General features: G+C 42.5%; 17 protein-coding genes. 3 read left to right on the forward strand and 14 right to left on the reverse strand.

The genetic code is table 11. From position 1 onward, the window contains the following. Positions 1–269, forward strand: a 269-nt coding sequence (locus GJS40_RS07960) for a hypothetical protein (protein WP_270897353.1), incomplete at its 5' end; no start/stop codon positions are given. A 33-nt stretch (positions 270–302) separates the two neighbouring features. Here the strand turns inward: GJS40_RS07960 and murA are convergent. The 14 genes from murA to GJS40_RS08030 form a co-directional block, all read right to left on the reverse strand. Further along, a complete protein-coding gene (murA, locus tag GJS40_RS07965; protein ID WP_270897354.1) occupies positions 303–1,625 on the reverse strand; it encodes a UDP-N-acetylglucosamine 1-carboxyvinyltransferase in 1,323 nt (440 codons plus the stop codon). Positions 1,626–1,905: 280 nt separating this feature from the next. Further along, complete coding sequence (locus GJS40_RS07970; protein WP_270897367.1) at positions 1,906–2,136, reverse strand: DUF1146 family protein; 231 nt, start codon at positions 2,134–2,136, stop codon at positions 1,906–1,908. Positions 2,137–2,557: 421 nt separating this feature from the next. Further along, entirely contained in the window at positions 2,558–3,931 is a 1,374-nt protein-coding gene (locus GJS40_RS07975) for a VWA domain-containing protein (protein ID WP_270897355.1), read from the reverse strand. A 515-nt stretch (positions 3,932–4,446) separates the two neighbouring features. Continuing rightward, entirely contained in the window at positions 4,447–4,848 is a 402-nt protein-coding gene (locus GJS40_RS07980) for a F0F1 ATP synthase subunit epsilon (RefSeq protein WP_270897356.1), read from the reverse strand. 28 nt (positions 4,849–4,876) lie between these two features. After that, positions 4,877–6,289, reverse strand: a complete 1,413-nt coding sequence (gene atpD, locus GJS40_RS07985) for a F0F1 ATP synthase subunit beta (RefSeq protein WP_270897357.1) — start codon at positions 6,287–6,289, stop codon at positions 4,877–4,879. 39 nt (positions 6,290–6,328) lie between these two features. Beyond that, positions 6,329–7,192, reverse strand: coding sequence for an ATP synthase F1 subunit gamma (atpG, locus tag GJS40_RS07990; protein WP_270897358.1), 864 nt, complete (start codon positions 7,190–7,192; stop codon positions 6,329–6,331). Between the two features lie 89 nt (positions 7,193–7,281). After that, positions 7,282–8,793: a F0F1 ATP synthase subunit alpha gene (gene atpA, locus GJS40_RS07995; protein WP_270897359.1), complete on the reverse strand. Its 1,512-nt coding sequence runs from the start codon at positions 8,791–8,793 to the stop codon at positions 7,282–7,284. A 12-nt stretch (positions 8,794–8,805) separates the two neighbouring features. Next, on the reverse strand, positions 8,806–9,357 hold the full coding sequence (locus GJS40_RS08000; RefSeq protein WP_270897360.1) for a F0F1 ATP synthase subunit delta: 552 nt from the start codon (positions 9,355–9,357) through the stop codon (positions 8,806–8,808). After that, positions 9,354–9,800 (reverse strand): F0F1 ATP synthase subunit B, encoded by a 447-nt coding sequence (atpF, locus tag GJS40_RS08005; protein ID WP_270897368.1) that lies wholly within the window; start codon positions 9,798–9,800, stop codon positions 9,354–9,356. Before atpF ends, GJS40_RS08000 begins: the two co-directional genes overlap by 4 nt. Positions 9,801–10,040: 240 nt before the next feature. Beyond that, the gene (gene atpE / locus GJS40_RS08010; RefSeq protein ID WP_377902078.1) at positions 10,041–10,247 is read right to left on the reverse strand and encodes a F0F1 ATP synthase subunit C; all 207 of its coding nucleotides are present in this window, start codon (positions 10,245–10,247) and stop codon (positions 10,041–10,043) included. 94 nt (positions 10,248–10,341) lie between these two features. Next, positions 10,342–11,064: a F0F1 ATP synthase subunit A gene (gene atpB / locus GJS40_RS08015; RefSeq protein ID WP_270897361.1), complete on the reverse strand. Its 723-nt coding sequence runs from the start codon at positions 11,062–11,064 to the stop codon at positions 10,342–10,344. 59 nt (positions 11,065–11,123) lie between these two features. Continuing rightward, a complete protein-coding gene (locus GJS40_RS08020) occupies positions 11,124–11,501 on the reverse strand; it encodes an ATP synthase subunit I (RefSeq protein WP_270897362.1) in 378 nt (125 codons plus the stop codon). Continuing rightward, complete coding sequence (locus GJS40_RS08025; protein ID WP_270897363.1) at positions 11,488–11,730, reverse strand: AtpZ/AtpI family protein; 243 nt, start codon at positions 11,728–11,730, stop codon at positions 11,488–11,490. Before GJS40_RS08025 ends, GJS40_RS08020 begins: the two co-directional genes overlap by 14 nt. A 429-nt stretch (positions 11,731–12,159) precedes the next feature. Continuing rightward, positions 12,160–13,971 carry an FMN-binding glutamate synthase family protein gene (locus GJS40_RS08030; protein ID WP_270897364.1) on the reverse strand — a complete coding sequence of 604 codons (1,812 nt, stop codon included), beginning with the start codon at positions 13,969–13,971 and terminating at the stop codon, positions 12,160–12,162. Between the two features lie 330 nt (positions 13,972–14,301). Between GJS40_RS08030 and GJS40_RS08035 the strand changes: the two genes are divergently transcribed. Both GJS40_RS08035 and GJS40_RS08040 read left to right on the forward strand, forming a co-directional pair. Further along, a complete protein-coding gene (locus GJS40_RS08035) occupies positions 14,302–16,053 on the forward strand; it encodes a methyl-accepting chemotaxis protein (RefSeq protein ID WP_270897365.1) in 1,752 nt (583 codons plus the stop codon). A gap of 949 nt (positions 16,054–17,002) precedes the next feature. Next, positions 17,003–17,131 carry a hypothetical protein gene (locus tag GJS40_RS08040; protein ID WP_270897366.1) on the forward strand — a complete coding sequence of 43 codons (129 nt, stop codon included), beginning with the start codon at positions 17,003–17,005 and terminating at the stop codon, positions 17,129–17,131. Positions 17,132–17,454: the final 323 nt, after the last annotated feature.

The raw sequence follows: 17,454 nt of genomic DNA on the forward strand, positions 1-17,454 counted from the left end.
TCATTTATTACAAGTTGCTCTTGAACAGTCGGACAATCGAAATGGCAAATAGCCATCCCTTGTCCGAAGGCGATTCATCTCCACCCTACTTCGTTGAGGATGGAGTCTTCTCGCCTATAATGATAAAGAAAGCAAAGAACGCTTTCTTTCCTGCTCCTCCAGAATCTGTCGCACCTAAGCGGTTGCTTACGCTTTTCTTATTGTCCAGCTCCAGCAACCAGGTGCTTGAACGCTTCAGATCATGGCAGAAGCCAAAACCTAGCTTCTAGCCATGATCTTCCAGCGTCTTGCGCCTCGCTTTTCTAGTTATTAGCGGTTTTGAGATGGTGAGGGGGGGTGGCTTGGATTGGGGATTCCATGGTTTCGGCTTCGCTGACTCGTTTGATTTGAGCGCCGAGTTGCGCTAGTTTCAGATGGAAATCGACATAGCCTCGATCTAAATGTTGTAGTTCTGTCACCGTTGTTTCTCCTTCTGCAACAAGACCTGCGAGGATGAGTGCTGCGCCGGCGCGTAAATCCGTGGCGCTTACTTCTGCTCCTTGCAAGCGCGTTGGTCCACTAATAATAGCAGTTCGGCCTTCAATTTTAATGTCAGCGTTCATGCGACGGAATTCTTCGACATGCATGAAACGGTTTTCAAACACCGTTTCTGTTATTATTCCGGTTCCTTTTGCTTGGGTTAATAAAGCCATAAATTGTGCTTGCATGTCAGTTGGAAAGCCTGGGTGTGGCATTGTTTTTAAATCGACTGGGCGTAAAATGTCCGGCCCGATCACGCGCAATCCGTTTTCTTTTTCATGAACGACGACTCCCATTTCTCGCATTTTCGCAATAAGTGGGCGTAAATGTTCATAGAGCGCTCCTTCTACGATGACATCTCCACCGGTAATAGCCGCTGCGACCATGAATGTTCCTGCTTCAATTCGGTCTGGGATAATGGTGTGCTTGGCACCTGTTAGTTTGTCGACTCCTTTAATGCGAATCGTACCCGTTCCTGCACCCCGCACGTTTGCTCCCATGGCATTTAAGAAGTTCGCAAGGTCAACGATTTCCGGTTCTTCCGCTACATTTTCAATGATGGTTGTTCCTTCCGCAAGGGTTGCTGCCATCATAATGTTTTCCGTTGCTCCCACGCTTGGGAAGTCCAAGTATATGCGAGCACCTTTTAGTCGGTCATTTACTTTCGCTTCAATATAACCATTTCCTGTTTCAACGGTCGCTCCCATCGCTTCGAATCCTTTTAAATGTTGGTCAATCGGTCTGGATCCAATCGCGCAACCTCCTGGTAAAGCAATATGTGCGCGCCCAAATCTAGAAAGAAGCGGTCCCATCACAAGAAAAGAGGCACGCATTTTACGAACGTATTCGAATGGTGCTTCGGTTAAAAGTTCCCCCGTTGTATTGGCAGTAAAAACACCGTTCTCATACGAAACATCTACTCCCAGATGAGCTAGCACATTTTTTATCGTAAATACATCAGCTAAAGATGGTACATCATAAATCTCACTTACTCCTTCTTCAGCGAGAAGGGAAGCAGCTATTACCGGTAGAACAGCATTTTTAGCACCTTCTACTTTGACCGTTCCACAAAGCCGCTTTCCTCCTTTAACGTAAATTTTATCCAATGTAATTCCCTCCGCGTCCGATCGTGATCCTGTCATTTATAACGGCAGAAACAAGATCCTCACTTTATTCTTATAGAGCGATAAAAGATGGTACTTCCACAATTCATTTATTGCTATCGTATTCATTCATCTATTTAGGCGTTCCCAACTCATCCGCGATTGGGAAGTTCACCCATAAAAAGTGCATTCTACATCTGTTGATTCATCTTACAGGCGTTCCATTGCTTTGTTACTTATTTTCACCGTCACCGCTAACTTCATGCATGAAAAAAGAAATCGGTTAAAATAAATAACGAAGCATGAGCGACCCTTTTAAGTAATCAAGAAAAAAAGAGCTTACGAGATAAGTTAGTGCAATGGTGACTAAAATAACGAGCACTTTGGCTCTTGGGCTGTCAGGATCCCGGACGAACACGTCAAAGCGAAAAGATTGTAAGCTCCACCATACAATCACGAGAAAAAAAAGATTGACGATGATATGTATTATCGCTTCTTGTCCTTCCGGGTTCATATGAAACACCTCTACGTATCCCTTCTAACCTCCATTGCCCTGTGTTATCATAGGAAATTTTCATGGAAGCGGGAAGAGTCATAAGACCTATTCACTCGCATTGCGGATACTCAACACTTCTATTTTACTTGTTATAAGTGAAAAATTCTACAACCTTGTTTGAATGTTTCATTTTTTGTTGAATATTGGAGAGAGAATCACTCTTTCTCCCCTCATGATTACCACGAACCATTTGCCAGTAAACTTATTTTCATGCTTTCTTAAATGCTGAAAAATTCAGTCAATATTTTATCGTAAAAATAGAGGCTGGGGACATAACTAGCCAAAAAAGAATGGTTCCAAGCATTAAAATTTGCTTGGAACCATTTTCGGTATATTTCCTTAAGTTTACTGACAGAAGCGCCCACTCTAGTTTTTCCATTTATTCGTCTCGATGACGAATTTCCTCTCTCTTTTCTAATCCTTCTTTTCTTACTTTATCGCGCATTTCTAACCCTTGTTCTCTTGCTTCCTCCCGAATCGCAAGGAAATGTTCTCTTATATAATCTCGCATGCTGACGCTCCTCTCACGAATGAAATTGCGAACAGAAGGACCGTCTGCCTCTTGATGTTCCTGAAGATAACGTGAAAGTTCAAGCAGTCGCGTTTGTTCCGATCTGCTTAAGTTAAGCGCTTCTGATTGGAGTTCTCTTGATTCTTGAAGATATGCAGATTGTTCTTCTCTCGATGTGGTGAGGTTTTCTGTTTGCCACTTTCTCCATTCATTGAGGAGTGCCGTTTTTTCTTTCCTAAAAGTTTCTTTTAATTCCCGTTCATTGTCCGCTTTAAAGTATTCTCCATTTCCGGCATCAGCAATTGCTTCTAATGCTTTTCGTTCATCCGAATGAATATCGAACCCAATAATATTTACCACCGCTTGAATGTCAGAGTCGACAAGTTCTTCCGTCGCTTTCACCGGGTCTCCACCGCACGTTTCTTCCCCGTCACTCACGACATAAATGACATTTTCGACGTTGTCATTGTCACTGGATAATAAATCATTCGCCGCTTCTTCAATCGCTAAAGCAATTGGTGTATAGCCGGTCGGAGAAACTTGATCAAGGGCATCGTGAAAAGCATCTTCTTCATAATGACGAAACGGATAGAATGCTTCTGTTGTCGTGCAAGATTCTTCTTTTCCAGGTGGTTGGTTCGAACCAGCATGACCATACACTCGTAGTGATACTTCCGCTCCTTCCGGAAGAGTGGAGGCAAATTCTTCTATCGCTTCTTTGGCGATATCCATTTTTACTTTCCCGTCCACTTGACCTGCCATGCTTCCGCTTGCATCGAGAAGCACTTGCACTCGCAAATTCGTTTCATTATTTTGTGACGCATCCGTCTCCAGTTCCCCTGGACGGGCCGTAATGTCCGAAAAAACAACTTCCGTTTCATTTAGATATTGTTGGTACGGACGAAAATCTTCCGCCGTGAGATGAAGTAACATGCGAAAGTATTCATCCGGCTCTAAGCCACTTGGCCAACGATCGATTTCTTGTTTTAATAACGACATATCGACGTCTTCCCCGCTATATTCTCCCGGTCCTGCTGTCATCCACCCTTCAATATCATCCATTTCTATATCGTCAAAAGGGTCGTATGAAATCTCCTCTTCATGCGCTTCTTCCGTTTCCGCCTTGGAAATAACCTCCTCCGTTTTTTCCTCGCTCTTTTCTGCTCCTTGTGTGTCATCATTGGAACAGCCGATGGAACTTAATAAAAGTGAGGCTACCGCGATGAATATGTATTTCTTCACCCACTCGTTCCTCCTCTTCTGTTGTCTACACATTTTTGTTTGATGGTAACATGATTTCGGCGATTATTTAATATTTACACAGCGTTTCGGTACTTTTTTCTCGCCGATCTTTCCGTTTTTATGACATAAGAAGGGTTTTTCGGGTGTATGGCGTTTCATCGATGTAGGTCCAGAGTCCGCTTCTCATGAGACCTACTTTTTTTTACATTTATTAGATAATACATGCTTCTTTCCTATGTGAACTATTGTGAGAGTTTCCGTATGAACCAGTCGGGAACTAGGGTCCATTTCGGTTCCATGAAGAGTGTTATTTACATTTATTCCCTCTACTTGTGCCTGTATTCATTTCATACGACATCTTTTCCGAACAAAAAACGACTGAACGTTTCATGCGATGGATTTTGTCAAACGGAGTGCCGTCATTGTCGTCATGAAGGGAAAACCTACTTCATGACTTCATTCTTTGAAACAATATAAAAACCAGCTTTGATGAACAAAGCTGGTTCGAAACTCGTTTAGCCTTTTGCCACTTTCAAGCGTGTCATCGCTCGTTGTAGCGCTAGTTCCGCTCTTTTTTTATCAATGTTATCCTGTTTGGCACGGGCAAGACGTTCTTCTGCTCGTTTCTTCGCTGCATTTGCGCGGTCTACATCTATGTCAGACGGTAATTCGGCAGCTTCGGCCAAGATAGTGACTTTATCCGGGCGTACTTCGATAAATCCACCACTCACTGCCACAAGCTCTGTCTCCGTGCCTTTTTTCAGGCGAACAGCATCAATGGAAAGCGGAGCGACAAGTGGGATATGGCCCGGGAGTATCCCGAGCTCCCCGCTTTGAGCGCGGACACTCACCATGTCTCTATCCCCTTCGAATACTGTGCCATCAGGAGTGACTATATTGACTTTTATCGTCGGCATCGTACATCCTCCTTAACAGCATCCCCGCTTAGGACATTTGTTTTGCTTTCTCGAGCACATCATCAATGGTTCCGACGAGTCGGAATGCATCTTCTGGAATATCGTCGTGCTTTCCTTCCAGAATCTCTTTGAATCCACGAACCGTCTCTTTCACTGGCACGTAAGATCCCGGTTGTCCTGTGAACTGTTCCGCTACGTGGAAGTTTTGAGATAAGAAGAATTGTAAACGACGTGCCCGGTGTACGACTAGCTTGTCTTCTTCAGACAATTCATCCATACCGAGGATAGCGATAATATCTTGTAATTCATTGTACTTCTGTAATGTTTCTTGCACGCGACGAGCGACGTTGTAGTGCTCTTCTCCAACAATTTCCGGAGAAAGGGCACGGGATGTAGAAGCAAGTGGGTCCACTGCCGGATAAATCCCCATTTCCGAAAGTTTACGCTCTAAGTTTGTGGTTGCGTCCAAGTGAGCAAACGTTGTCGCTGGTGCCGGGTCTGTGTAGTCGTCCGCTGGTACGTAAATCGCTTGAATAGATGTAACAGATCCTTTATTTGTAGAGGTAATCCGTTCTTGTAGTTGCCCCATTTCTGTCGCAAGAGTCGGCTGATAACCAACCGCAGAAGGCATACGTCCAAGTAACGCGGACACCTCCGAACCTGCTTGTGTAAAACGGAAAATGTTATCGATGAATAGCAGTACGTCTTGACCACCGACATCACGGAAATATTCCGCAATGGTAAGACCAGTAAGTGCAACACGTAAACGCGCTCCAGGCGGCTCGTTCATTTGTCCGAATACCATCGCTGTTTTATCGATAACACCGGAGTCTTTCATTTCAAAATACAAGTCATTTCCTTCACGGGTACGCTCTCCTACTCCGGCGAATACGGAAATACCCCCGTGCTCTTGTGCGATGTTGTGGATTAATTCTTGGATGAGAACGGTTTTACCAACTCCCGCTCCTCCGAACAGACCGATTTTTCCACCTTTTACATAAGGTGCAAGCAAGTCAACTACTTTAATTCCGGTTTCAAGAATTTCCGTTTTTGTAGAAAGCTCTTCAAAAGGTGGCGGATCTCTATGAATTGGATTTCGTTCAACATCGTCACCAATTGGTTCCTCTAAATCAATCGTATCTCCCAATACGTTAAATACTCGACCGAGTGTTGCTTCTCCGACTGGTACGGAGATTGGACCGTTCGTATTTTCAACTTCCATTCCTCTCACAAGACCGTCAGTGGAACTCATTGCAACCGTTCGCACGGTGTCATCTCCAAGATGAAGGGCAACTTCTAATGTGACATCAACATCCGCTTCGCCTTCTTTTGTTGCTTTATGTGTCACTCTAAGTGCATTATTTAATTCCGGAAGTTGTCCACTTGGAAATGCAACGTCCACGACCGGACCCATTACTTGGATAATGCGTCCTTTTTCCATTCTTTTCCCTCCTAACTAAATCATCCACTAAAACAAGTATTACTCAAGCGCTGCAGCTCCACCGACAATTTCACTAATTTCTTGCGTGATGGCTGCTTGTCTCGCGCGGTTATAAGACAATGTGAGTTCATCAATCAAACTTTCTGCATTGTCTGTTGCGGCACTCATCGCTGTCATCCGAGCTCCGAATTCACTTGCTTTAGCATCCAAGAGAGCCCCAAATATTAAGCTTTCTGCATATTGAGGAAGCAGCTGTTCCAAAATTGCTTCTGCAGATGGCTCATATTCATACATCTGCTTCACTTCCACTTGTTCCGACAAATTGGAAAGGGGAAGGAGCTTCGTTTCGGTGACTTGTTGTTGAATTGGACTAATAAAATGGTTGTACCAAACATACAATTCGTCCACTTCTTCTTTTGCGTATAAATCTACCGCTTGGCTCGTCACTTTTTTAATATCAGCAAATGTCGGTTCATCTGGAATCCCAGTAATCTCACCGAACACATGGATGTTTCGTTTTTTAATTAACTCACTTCCGATCCGACCGATGACGATGACACCGTAATCTTCACTGGAAGAATGGCGTTCCTCCATTTTTGCTAGAAAATCACGAATTAAGTTCGCATTATAACCACCTGCAAGTCCACTATCTGAAAAAATAAGCACGTAAGCTGTTTTTTTCACGGAACGTGCTTCCAACATTGGGTGGCTTGCGTCTGCTGTGTTTGTCGAAGCAATACTTGCCACGACATCACGGATCTTTTCTGCATATGAGGCGTAAGACTCCGCCAGCACTTGCGCACGGTTCAGCTTGGAAGCTGCCACCATCTCCATCGCTTTGGTGATTTGTTGCGTCTTTTTCGTAGAGTTAATCCGTGTTTTAATATCACGCAATGAAGCCATCTATTTCACCACCTTTTCCTTACGGTAGAAAGGTCAAAGCTTGTTAGGAAGAAGGGGGTCCCTCTTCCTGTTCAAACGCCTTTTCATCTCTATTTCGAAACGTTAAATGATTTTTTGAAGGATTCAACCGCACTGTTAAATGCTTCTTTATCCGGCAAATTACCGGTGTTTTTGATTCCTTCCAACAGTTCTTTATGGTTGGAGTCTAAATATGCAAACAACTCCAATTCAAACCGCTTAATATCTTCTACTGGAATATCATCGAGGAACCCTTCCGTTAAAGCATATAGAATCGCTACTTGTTTTTCGACCGGTAGTGGGTTGTGAAGGTCTTGTTTTAATACTTCTACTGTTCTTTCCCCACGAGCCAGTTTCGCTTGAGTGGCTTCATCCAAGTCTGAACCAAATTGAGCAAAAGCTTCTAATTCACGGTAAGAAGCAAGGTCCAAACGAAGCGTACCGGATACTTTCTTCATTGCTTTAATTTGGGCATCTCCACCAACACGGGATACGGAAATGCCCGGATCTACTGCTGGACGTACCCCAGAGTGGAACAAGTTGGATTGAAGGAAAATTTGTCCGTCCGTAATGGAGATGACGTTCGTTGGAATATAAGCACTCACGTCCCCTGCTTGTGTCTCAATCACTGGAAGGGCTGTGAGAGAACCTCCACCGAGTGCATCGCTTAATTTCGCCGAACGCTCGAGCAAGCGAGAGTGCAAGTAGAAAACGTCCCCTGGGAAAGCTTCACGTCCTGGTGGGCGACGCAATAAGAGAGAAAGTTCACGGTATGCTGCGGCTTGTTTTGATAAGTCGTCATAAATAACAAGCACGTGTTTGCCGTTATACATAAACTCTTCACCCATCGATACCCCAGCATATGGTGCAAGATAAAGGAGTGGTGCCGGGTCTGAAGCACCAGCGTTTACAACAATCGTGTAATCCATTGCACCTTCTTGACGAAGGGTTTCAACGAGTCCCGCAACCGTTGATTCTTTCTGACCGATTGCGACATAAATACAGAGCACATCTTCTTCTTTTTGGTTTATAATCGTGTCAATCGCAAGGGAGGTTTTCCCGATTTGACGGTCACCAATAATGAGTTCCCGCTGTCCCCGACCGATTGGAATCATGGAGTCTATCGCTTTAATTCCTGTTTGGAGCGGTTCGTGTACCGATTTCCGATCCATCACTCCTGGTGCCGGGCTTTCGATTGGTCTTGTTTTTGTCGTTTCCACTGGTCCTTTTCCGTCGAGTGGTTGTCCAAGTGGATTTACAACTCGTCCAAGAAGTTCTTCTCCTACTGGAACTTCCATAATGCGCCCGGTCCGTTTTACTTCATCCCCTTCCCGGATGTCATCATACGGACCAAGAATCACAATCCCTACGTTGTTTTCTTCCAAGTTTTGAGCCATCCCCATAACCCCATTAGAGAATTCCAACAGTTCTCCTGCCATGACATTCTCTAGGCCATGGGCACGGGCGATACCGTCACCGTTTTGAATGACCGTACCGACTTCATTTGCTTCAACATCAGATTGAAAGTTCTCAATCTGTTGTTTAATGAGAGAGCTTATCTCATCAGGTCTGATACTGCTCATTAAAGTTCACCCCTATCTTCTATCGTGTCCGGTAACAAGTTCGCGTTCTATTCGGTCTAATTGTCCTTTTACACTGCCGTCAAAAATCGTATCTCCGACATGAAGCTTCATTCCGCCGATAAGTGATTCATCGATGCGATTTTCAATGGTAAGGGTATTTTTGCCGATTTTTCGTGCGAACGTTTCAGAAATCATCTCTTTTTCTTTATCCGTTAATGGTTTCACTGTATAAACGACGGCGTGGGCCGTTTTCTCTTCTTCTTCCGTAAGTTGACGGAACCGCTCCGCAATCCGGATCACTTCATTGATTCGTTGTTTTTTCAAAAGCAACAACAGCGTCTGAATGACAAACTCACTCAGCGGGGAGAAACTATCCCGGATTAACTGTTGTTTTCGTTCTTGTGGAATGGTTGGATGATTCAACACCTTCAGTAAATCAGCATTTTCTTCAAATGCTTGCTTTACTATTTGTATTTCTTCATTCACTTCGTGTAACGTGTTTTTCTCTTTCGCTAATTCAAACAAAGCGACGGCATAACGGTTGGCTGCTGTCACGTTGCTCATAGACGCTCTCCTGCCTCTTTGACGTATTCTTCAATGAGCTTTTCTTGTTCTTTTTCATCCAATTCCTTTTCGATAATCTTCGTTGCAATCATGACAGAAAGCGTTCCGACTTGTTCACGAAGTTCTTGTACGGCTAAATCTTTCTCACGCTCAATTTCAGCAAGGGCATTCGCTTTCACCCGTTCAGCTTCTGCACGAGCGGAGGAGAGAATTTCTTCTCCTTGCACTTCGCTCGTTTTTCGCGCTGTTTCAATGATTTGTTGTGCTTCTTCCCGAGCGCGGTTGATTTCTTCTTTTTGCTGTTCTAAATATTGTTCTGCTTCTTTGCGGTTCTTTTCCGCTGTATCAATCTCATTGGCGATATGCTCTTCCCGCTCTTTCATCATGTTCATGATTGGTCCCCAAGCAAATTTACGAAGCAAGAGTAAGAGGATAATAAACATAATGAGGGAGAAAAGCGAGTCCGCCCATGTAATTGTTCCCACGTCATTCACTCCTTTCGGAAGTCATACAAAAGGAATGGCGAAGCTTCTTTTTTGTCACTTCGCCATCTACTTACGTCAACGACATTCCACCCGAATCCGTCGGGGGAAACGAAGAAACTAAATCGGTATGTTCAACAAATGTTACGAAGCCATATTTATATCGCTCGGTTGTCCGAAATAAGAGCAGCTTTCGCACCGTCACATGACGATAAAGGCGATAACGACTGCGATAATCGGAAGTGCCTCTACTAACGCGATACCAATAAACATGATTGTTTGCAATGTACTTCTAAGTTCAGGTTGACGTGAAACTCCTTCAATTGTTCCTTTTACGATTAATGCGTTACCAATACCTGCACCAAGTGCACCTAATCCTACAGCGATTGCTGCTGCTAAAGCTCCCATAATAATAATCCTCCTTCAAGATTTTAAAAATATGTGGACGGTACTGTTTCCATGTGTTATAAAACAGCCCGTTTGTTCCTTTTGTTGCTTGAAGCTAGTCCATGACTTTATTTGACATGTATACCATGGTTAACATGAGGAAAATAAAGGCTTGGATCGCTCCAATAAAAATACTGAATGCTTGCCATGCAATCATCGGTGCCCCAGCAAGTAAGAACCCGACAATGCTTGCTCCCCCTGCTGATGCAAGTAGCGTCAAGAGAATCTCTTTCGCATACAAGTTCCCGAATAGACGCATTCCAAGCGTTAATGTATTTGCAAACTCACCTATAATATTTAATGGAAACAAAAATGGCATTGGACGGAAATAGTCTTTGCCGTATTCTTTCAATCCCTTCATCTTAATGCCATAGAAGTGAGTTAACACTATCACCATAATGGCAAAAGTCATTGTAATGACAGGGTCGGCTGTCGGTGATTTCCACCAGACTACGTGGTCTTCTGCAGTGACAATCATGAATGGAATTCCGACCATGTTTGAAACGAAAATGAGCAAGAAGATCGTAATCCCTAACCCAAAAAATCGTTCTCCGGTTTTCCAATCCATTGTCGTACTGATGATGTTCTTTACAAAGTCAATGAGCCATTCAAACACGTTTTGCATGCCGGTTGGTTTCATTTTTAAATTGCGGGCGCTAAAGAAACCGATACAAAACACGATAAGAGCAGAAACAGTAAGCATGAGAACGTTGGAAAGGTTTAAATGAAACCCAGGAATTCCAAACAAATCATAAATGATTGGTGCGCCATGATCCATCATTATTCACCCCTTTGCTATGATCTGACGTCATGTCAAACTTACCCTCTCTATTCCTTTTAAAAACGTTTTATTTGGAAAAGAGAGTGGAAAAGAATAAGAATGTAAGGCGTCATGATTCCAAGCACAAGCCCAATGAGATCAAACGTTTCCGGAAAACGGATGACAAGAATGGCAATAAGCGCCCCTGTCGCCAATCTAGAAATCATCCCAAACAAAATCGGTCGCCTGCCTTCATTCTGTTGAGCGGCCATCTCCCCGACTTTTTTTGTGTCGCGATACATGCTCCAGACGTTGAAAAGTCCAATGAGAGAACCGACTCCAAGACTTATAAAGATTGCTTTATACGGTGTGAAACCCCACCCTAGTATATATAAAGCAATAACAATGATTGTTAGCTGCACATAGCGAAGTACTATTCCTTCAAAGGTCTTCATGATTGTCGTCCCCTAAGTATTGTTTGAGCAGACGGACTAGTCCGTACACTCCCGCCATCAGTCCGGCTAAGAGACCGATGACCAAAAACAACGGTTCTGTTGCGAACTTTCCGTCAAGCCATCGTCCTCCAAACACACCGACTAAGACAGGTCCTACCAAGTACGACAATATGGAAGACGCAAGTGCCATGCTACGAAGCGGCCTTGAAGGTTTGTTCTTTCCCGCCATGTCAGCCTCCATCGTCATATTTTTGGGCGCTTGTGCATGTGATGAGAATGCATTACTTCCTATGATAATTGGTGCATGTATATTTCCGTGTAAAATAGCAGAAAGCAAACGTACGTTTTGCTATAAAACAGCGTAAAAAAAGCTCATTTTTCACTGGCAAAACATACTTGTGCATCGTTTGTTAATTCTCTCACATACCCTTAGTCATCGTACAATAGCGTGCAATTTATGTCAATCCATCTTATAAGAAAAAATCGCTGCTATTACAAGCTTTTCGCGGCTTTAAAATTGTGACTATTCCATGACATTTTTTCTTTTGTTACAGAACAGCAAAAAATTAGTCGATTTTTTTAAAAAAGCGCCGAAAAAATCTCCAGCAGTGTCATGTACCATGACTCTACTGGAGATCGTTTGAACAATCGTAAAAGTTCAACTGATAAGTTCTTCTTTCGTTTTTTTGTCGGTTCTTTTTTCCCACTCCGATAAACGAGACGTATCGATCTGCAATTGAAAAAGTTCCTTCACATCTTTTACTTGGTTGTGGTCGACAAACGTAACGTGCTCGTGAGAAAATTTTGTCGGTGAATCAATGCCGCAAGACGCTGCGAGCAAAAAGAGTCCTTCTCTCATCGTCGTTAAATAGTTTGCTGTTCGAAATCGTTTTTCTTCCACAACAACTCCTGCTTCTAAATGTGGCAAGTGAGAAGTCACTCCTACCGGACAAAGATTCGTGTGACATTTCCCCGCGTTAATACAGCCTACGGTATTCATCGCTGCTCGTGCCACATATATAAGATCTGCACCGAGAGATAGAGCAATCGCCATTTTATTTGCGGTCGCAAGCATGCCGGATGCAAAAATTTTCACATCGTCACGAACGCCAAAGGACTTTAGCGTCTCATGTAAAATGTAAATGCCTGAATAAATCGGCAAGCCGAGACTATCCGCCATTTCTTGATAGGTCGCTCCCGTTCCACCTTCCGCGCCGTCAATGGTGATGAAATCCGGTTTTTTACCGGTATCTCTCATGTAACGGGCAAGCTCTTGAAAACAGTGGGTATCTCCTGCAACCACTTTAATTCCGACAGGTTTTCCGGTAATCTTTTGCCAGTGGCTAATAAGATCCAGTAATTCTTCCATATTGGAAAAGAGCGGAAAACGATTCGGGCTTTCTACATCGCGTCCCATCTCCACGCCTCTAATTTCTGCTATTTCTTTTGTGATTTTTTCTTTCGGAAGCTTACCGCCTCGTACTTTCGCACCTTGAGCAAGTTTGATTTCAATCGCTTTTACTTCTTTTCGTCCGGCATTTTTTAAAAAGCGCTCTTCCGAATATTTTCCATTTTCCCTCGCCCCGAAAAGACCAGAGCCTACTTGAAAAATAAGGTCCGCTGTTTTCTCCCGAAAGACACCCGCTTGGACGAACCGCTTGACATCTTTCAGCGCATCTTTTCCAAAGCGTTCTTCAATATCAAAGTTGGAAGCGTTCGGATGTTCTTTCATAAATTCAACCAGTTTTCTTTCCTGGCGATCGAGTGGCTCTGACGGTTCTTTCACGACTTCGTACACACGGGATAAATGATACGGAGAAATTCCGCCTTCACCGGTATTCATAAAACTGCCTCCACTAATTGCAACCCCTTGGGCGAGAGCCTTTACGGCACTTTTAGACAAAGCCCCGTAACTCATGGCCGAAACCCCAACATGCCCTCGAACGTGAAAAGGATGTTTCCGCTCTTTTCCGATGACAATTTCCTCTTCTTCCGTTAAAAGCCACGGTTTAATTTGTGCGGCATTTCTTTTTTCTTTTCGACTCGTAATTGATTCATTGATAATTTTGTACGTGTATGTATGAATTGGTTCATCATTTCGTACACGAAGCTCGTTCTTGTTCAATGGAAAGAATGCATTGGATAAATAAAAATCCGGTTTAGTAAAGTCTTTTTTCGAGCCGAAACCGATCACGGTATTTGCATATTTTCCGGCTTTTGCAATGGTTTCTTTCGTATCGCGATCCATCGGGCGCTCTTCTTTATCATTCAGAAACCAATATTGTCGAAATTCCGGTCCAACCATTTCAAACAAATAACGCAATCTCCCTAGCAATGGATGCGTTTTTAAAATAGAATGTTGGCGTTGAAATTTGTCTTTTAGAAAAAGATAGACGAGGAATAATATGAGTGCATAAAACAGTAGTAACGGTAGCATCTGAAAATATGAAACAAGCGTAGACAGTGTCATCACCTTCTTCTGTGATTAAATTGCCGAAAGCGTTTTCATGCGATTCGTTCTTTGCTTTATATGTATGCACGTGACAAGCAATTAGACAATAAAACGCTTGTATTTCTTTTTTCCTATTTGCCAGTATTTATTGTAGCAATGATTCATTTTCCATTCAATCGATTTACTTATTTTTTATGATGTTCTACAAAGTTCATATTTTAGTAATTTCATAGCTTCCGTAACCTGCCTTCACTGCCAATTGATAGCTCAAATTTACTTATTCTTCATCATTTCTTTACAAGACTTTGGTACTATTGGGTTGAGTGTTTACAAACGGGGGGTTATCAATTGCAAATCGGAATATTCAAACGAATGAAACAACAACAGCGACAGAGAAAGAAACAAAAAGCGTCGCGATTTTTTACATGGCTCAATAATGTTAGTTTGAGAAATCGCTTGCTCGTCTTATTTTTGTTTCTTCTCACCATCTCGATCGCTCTCGTTGGCTTCACCTCTTACTACCATGCGAAAAACGTAACGACGGAAGCGATTGAAAACCGGCTTGTGCGCGAGACACAACTGATGAATTATATCGCTGATCATTTACGTTTTCTTTATCCGGGGGACGACGAATATTTTATGCAACAGCTGGAAATAAACATTCGAAACCAACAACAAACGCTGGAAGAAGAAGGAATTGATTCGGAATATTTTTATATTCAAAACGAAGAAGTGATACCTTTTCGTCTTAGTGAAGAAAGCTTACCGAACATTTCACCCGAAGTTCAACATACGATAGCAAAAGTAGGAAGCGGTGTGATTCACGAGACGATCGACGGAGAAGCATATACCCTATCTTTTGAACCAATGGAAGAAGTCAATGGCACGTACGTGTTGCTTGTCCCAACAAAAACGTATATGGGTCCGATTCAAAATATGTCCTCTTTCATTATCGCCATCAGCGTCATTTGTCTCGTCATTGCCGCTTTTATGATTGTCATTTTTGTCCGAAGTCTCATTCGTCCAATTACCGAATTACGGGAAAAAATGCGGGAAGTAAGGACCGGACATTTACGAGAAGATTTAACGATTCATACGACGTTACCTGAAATCATTTCGCTACACAAAAGTTATCAAGCAATGATTGGATATATGAGAGATATCATCCATGACTTAAAAGATACGACCGTGAATTTAGAAAAAACGGGACAAGAGTTGCAAATGTCTTCAGAAGGAACACTCCGTTCCGGCGATGATTTAATCGAAGCAATCCAAGTGGTAAAAAATGGTGCGGAAGAAACTGCAAGTAATTCAGAAAACAGTCTGGAACAGTTCCAAGAGATGAAACAAAAAGTAGAACATATGATTGCGAATATGGATATATTGTTTGAAAAAGCAAAAACGATGAACGAATCAGCCGAACAGGGAGAAAAAAATATCCATGAACTGATGGATACCATTCATACGTTTGAGCGAGACTTCACCGAACTGACTGGAACGATTCGCAACGTAGAACGTTATTCATCATCTATTTCTGAACTCGTCGGATTAATTCAAGGCATCGCAGAACAAACAAAATTACTCGCTTTAAATGCAACGATTGAAGCAGCCAGAGCGGGAGAAGCAGGAAAAGGATTTTCTGTTGTGGCGAATGAAGTAAGGAAGCTTGCAGAACAATCATCTCATGCAGCGGATGAAATTACTGACTCGATTGATCATATGGAAGCCGTTACCCGAAGTGCATCCCAAGAGTTTAAAGCGTTAATGGAAAAAACGAAAACGAACCTTTCTATTTCCACTGCATCAAAAGAAACATTTGATACCTTTATTGATCAAACTTTTTCTGTAGGTCGAAAACTTGAAGATATGCAAGGACAACTTGTTGAAATTGAAAATATGTTACCTTCCTTAGAAGAAGTAACAGAAAGCTTTACGGAAGTTTCGCAATACACGTTATCAAGTGCCCAAGAAATGCTGGCAAGCAGCGAAACACAAATGGCGCAAATTGAAAACACGCATAAAATCGGATTAAAACTGAAACAATTATCAAGCGATCTCGCCACTTCTACCGAACGATTTACCATCGACGGAAAAAGATAAGCTTACTTCGAGGCTGGGGTGTAACTAACGAAAAAAGAATGAGATTGAGACATAACTATCAAAATACGAACAATGATTACCGCTTCGACAGAATACTTCGCTTTCCGCGGGCACGGCCTCAGCCTCCTCGCGGGAAACCACCGCTCTTAGGTCTTCCGACGCACAGGACGTGTGAGTAGCAGACGTTGCGACAGGACATCGTGGTTTTAGTCCGCCTCCATTTCCCCTACACCTGCGCATTCTGCCTACGTTAGAACCACTCTAAAAAGGAAAATCCGAGCTAATGAAAAGTTCGGATTTTGTTATAATTAATATACTTTTGTCCCAGTTTCATTTTTTGTAGGATTTTTTCCCTTCTGCTATGATTGGGTTATGTTGTTTCTGGTGGTACACTAACACAAGAAGTACAAATGGACCTCAATCACCCAAACGCTGATTCTATGTCTATAATATGATGTACGCGGATAGTAAGTAGGACGGCTGAATGCACCGCAAGCACCCCATCGAAGCTTCTCTGAAACGAGATTCTCCATTTGTACCACGTCATGATAGGAATTTTGTGTGATATTTCGTCGTATGAACCTTTTATACGACCATTCGACCGGTGTTTGAAAAAATGAAGCGTCACATGAAACGTTTATGGGACGATTCATCTTCTTTTTTTAAGCGTCATTCGTTGCATGAAGCATAAAAACGCTTTATTTCCAATTCTAACCCTCTTACGACCACTCCTGTTCAGATTGTACGAAAAAAGGAGCTGTCCAAAAAGTTACGATTGGTGACTTTTTGGACATTTTTTGTTACCGCTTCATCAAAAATTGCTTCTGGAAACGCCTCTTGGCCGAATAGGCATGTTTCCAACACCAAATTGTTGATAGAAGTAAGTCATGGATAGTCATGCCATTGTTTCATCAAAGTATTGCTTGTGGAAACAAGCCATGGATGGGTCATGCCATCGTTTCATATAAAAATAGCTAATGGAAGCAAGCCATGGATCGCTCATGCCACCGTTTCATTCAAAAATAGTTTGTGGAAACAAGCGATGAATGGATCATGGCACCGTTTCAGCGCTAAATGATTGTTGAAAGGAACTCTCGATTTATTTTTCAGGACTTATTAAACAACCTCTTTTTTCATCATTTTCATTTTTAAACCTGAATTATTCATACTTCCAATGAAGATTTAATTTGATACCAAATCCAATGATTTTTTGTTATCTAAACAAGTAAGAGCTGTTAATTTCGATAAACATGATAAATGATAAAGGTGAATGTAGTAAAATCCTGATTTTGGGCATACTACCCCCTTGGTCTTTCATCCTTTTAAAAAAACAGCTATTCAATTGAATTATTCTAGCTTAAGACGTTGAATTCGCTGAAGTACTTCCCAAAAGAATTTTTG

Origin of the sequence: Aliibacillus thermotolerans, assembly GCF_027853235.1 — a bacterium.
GTDB classification, from domain to species: Bacteria; Bacillota; Bacilli; order Bacillales; family Marinococcaceae; genus Aliibacillus; species Aliibacillus thermotolerans.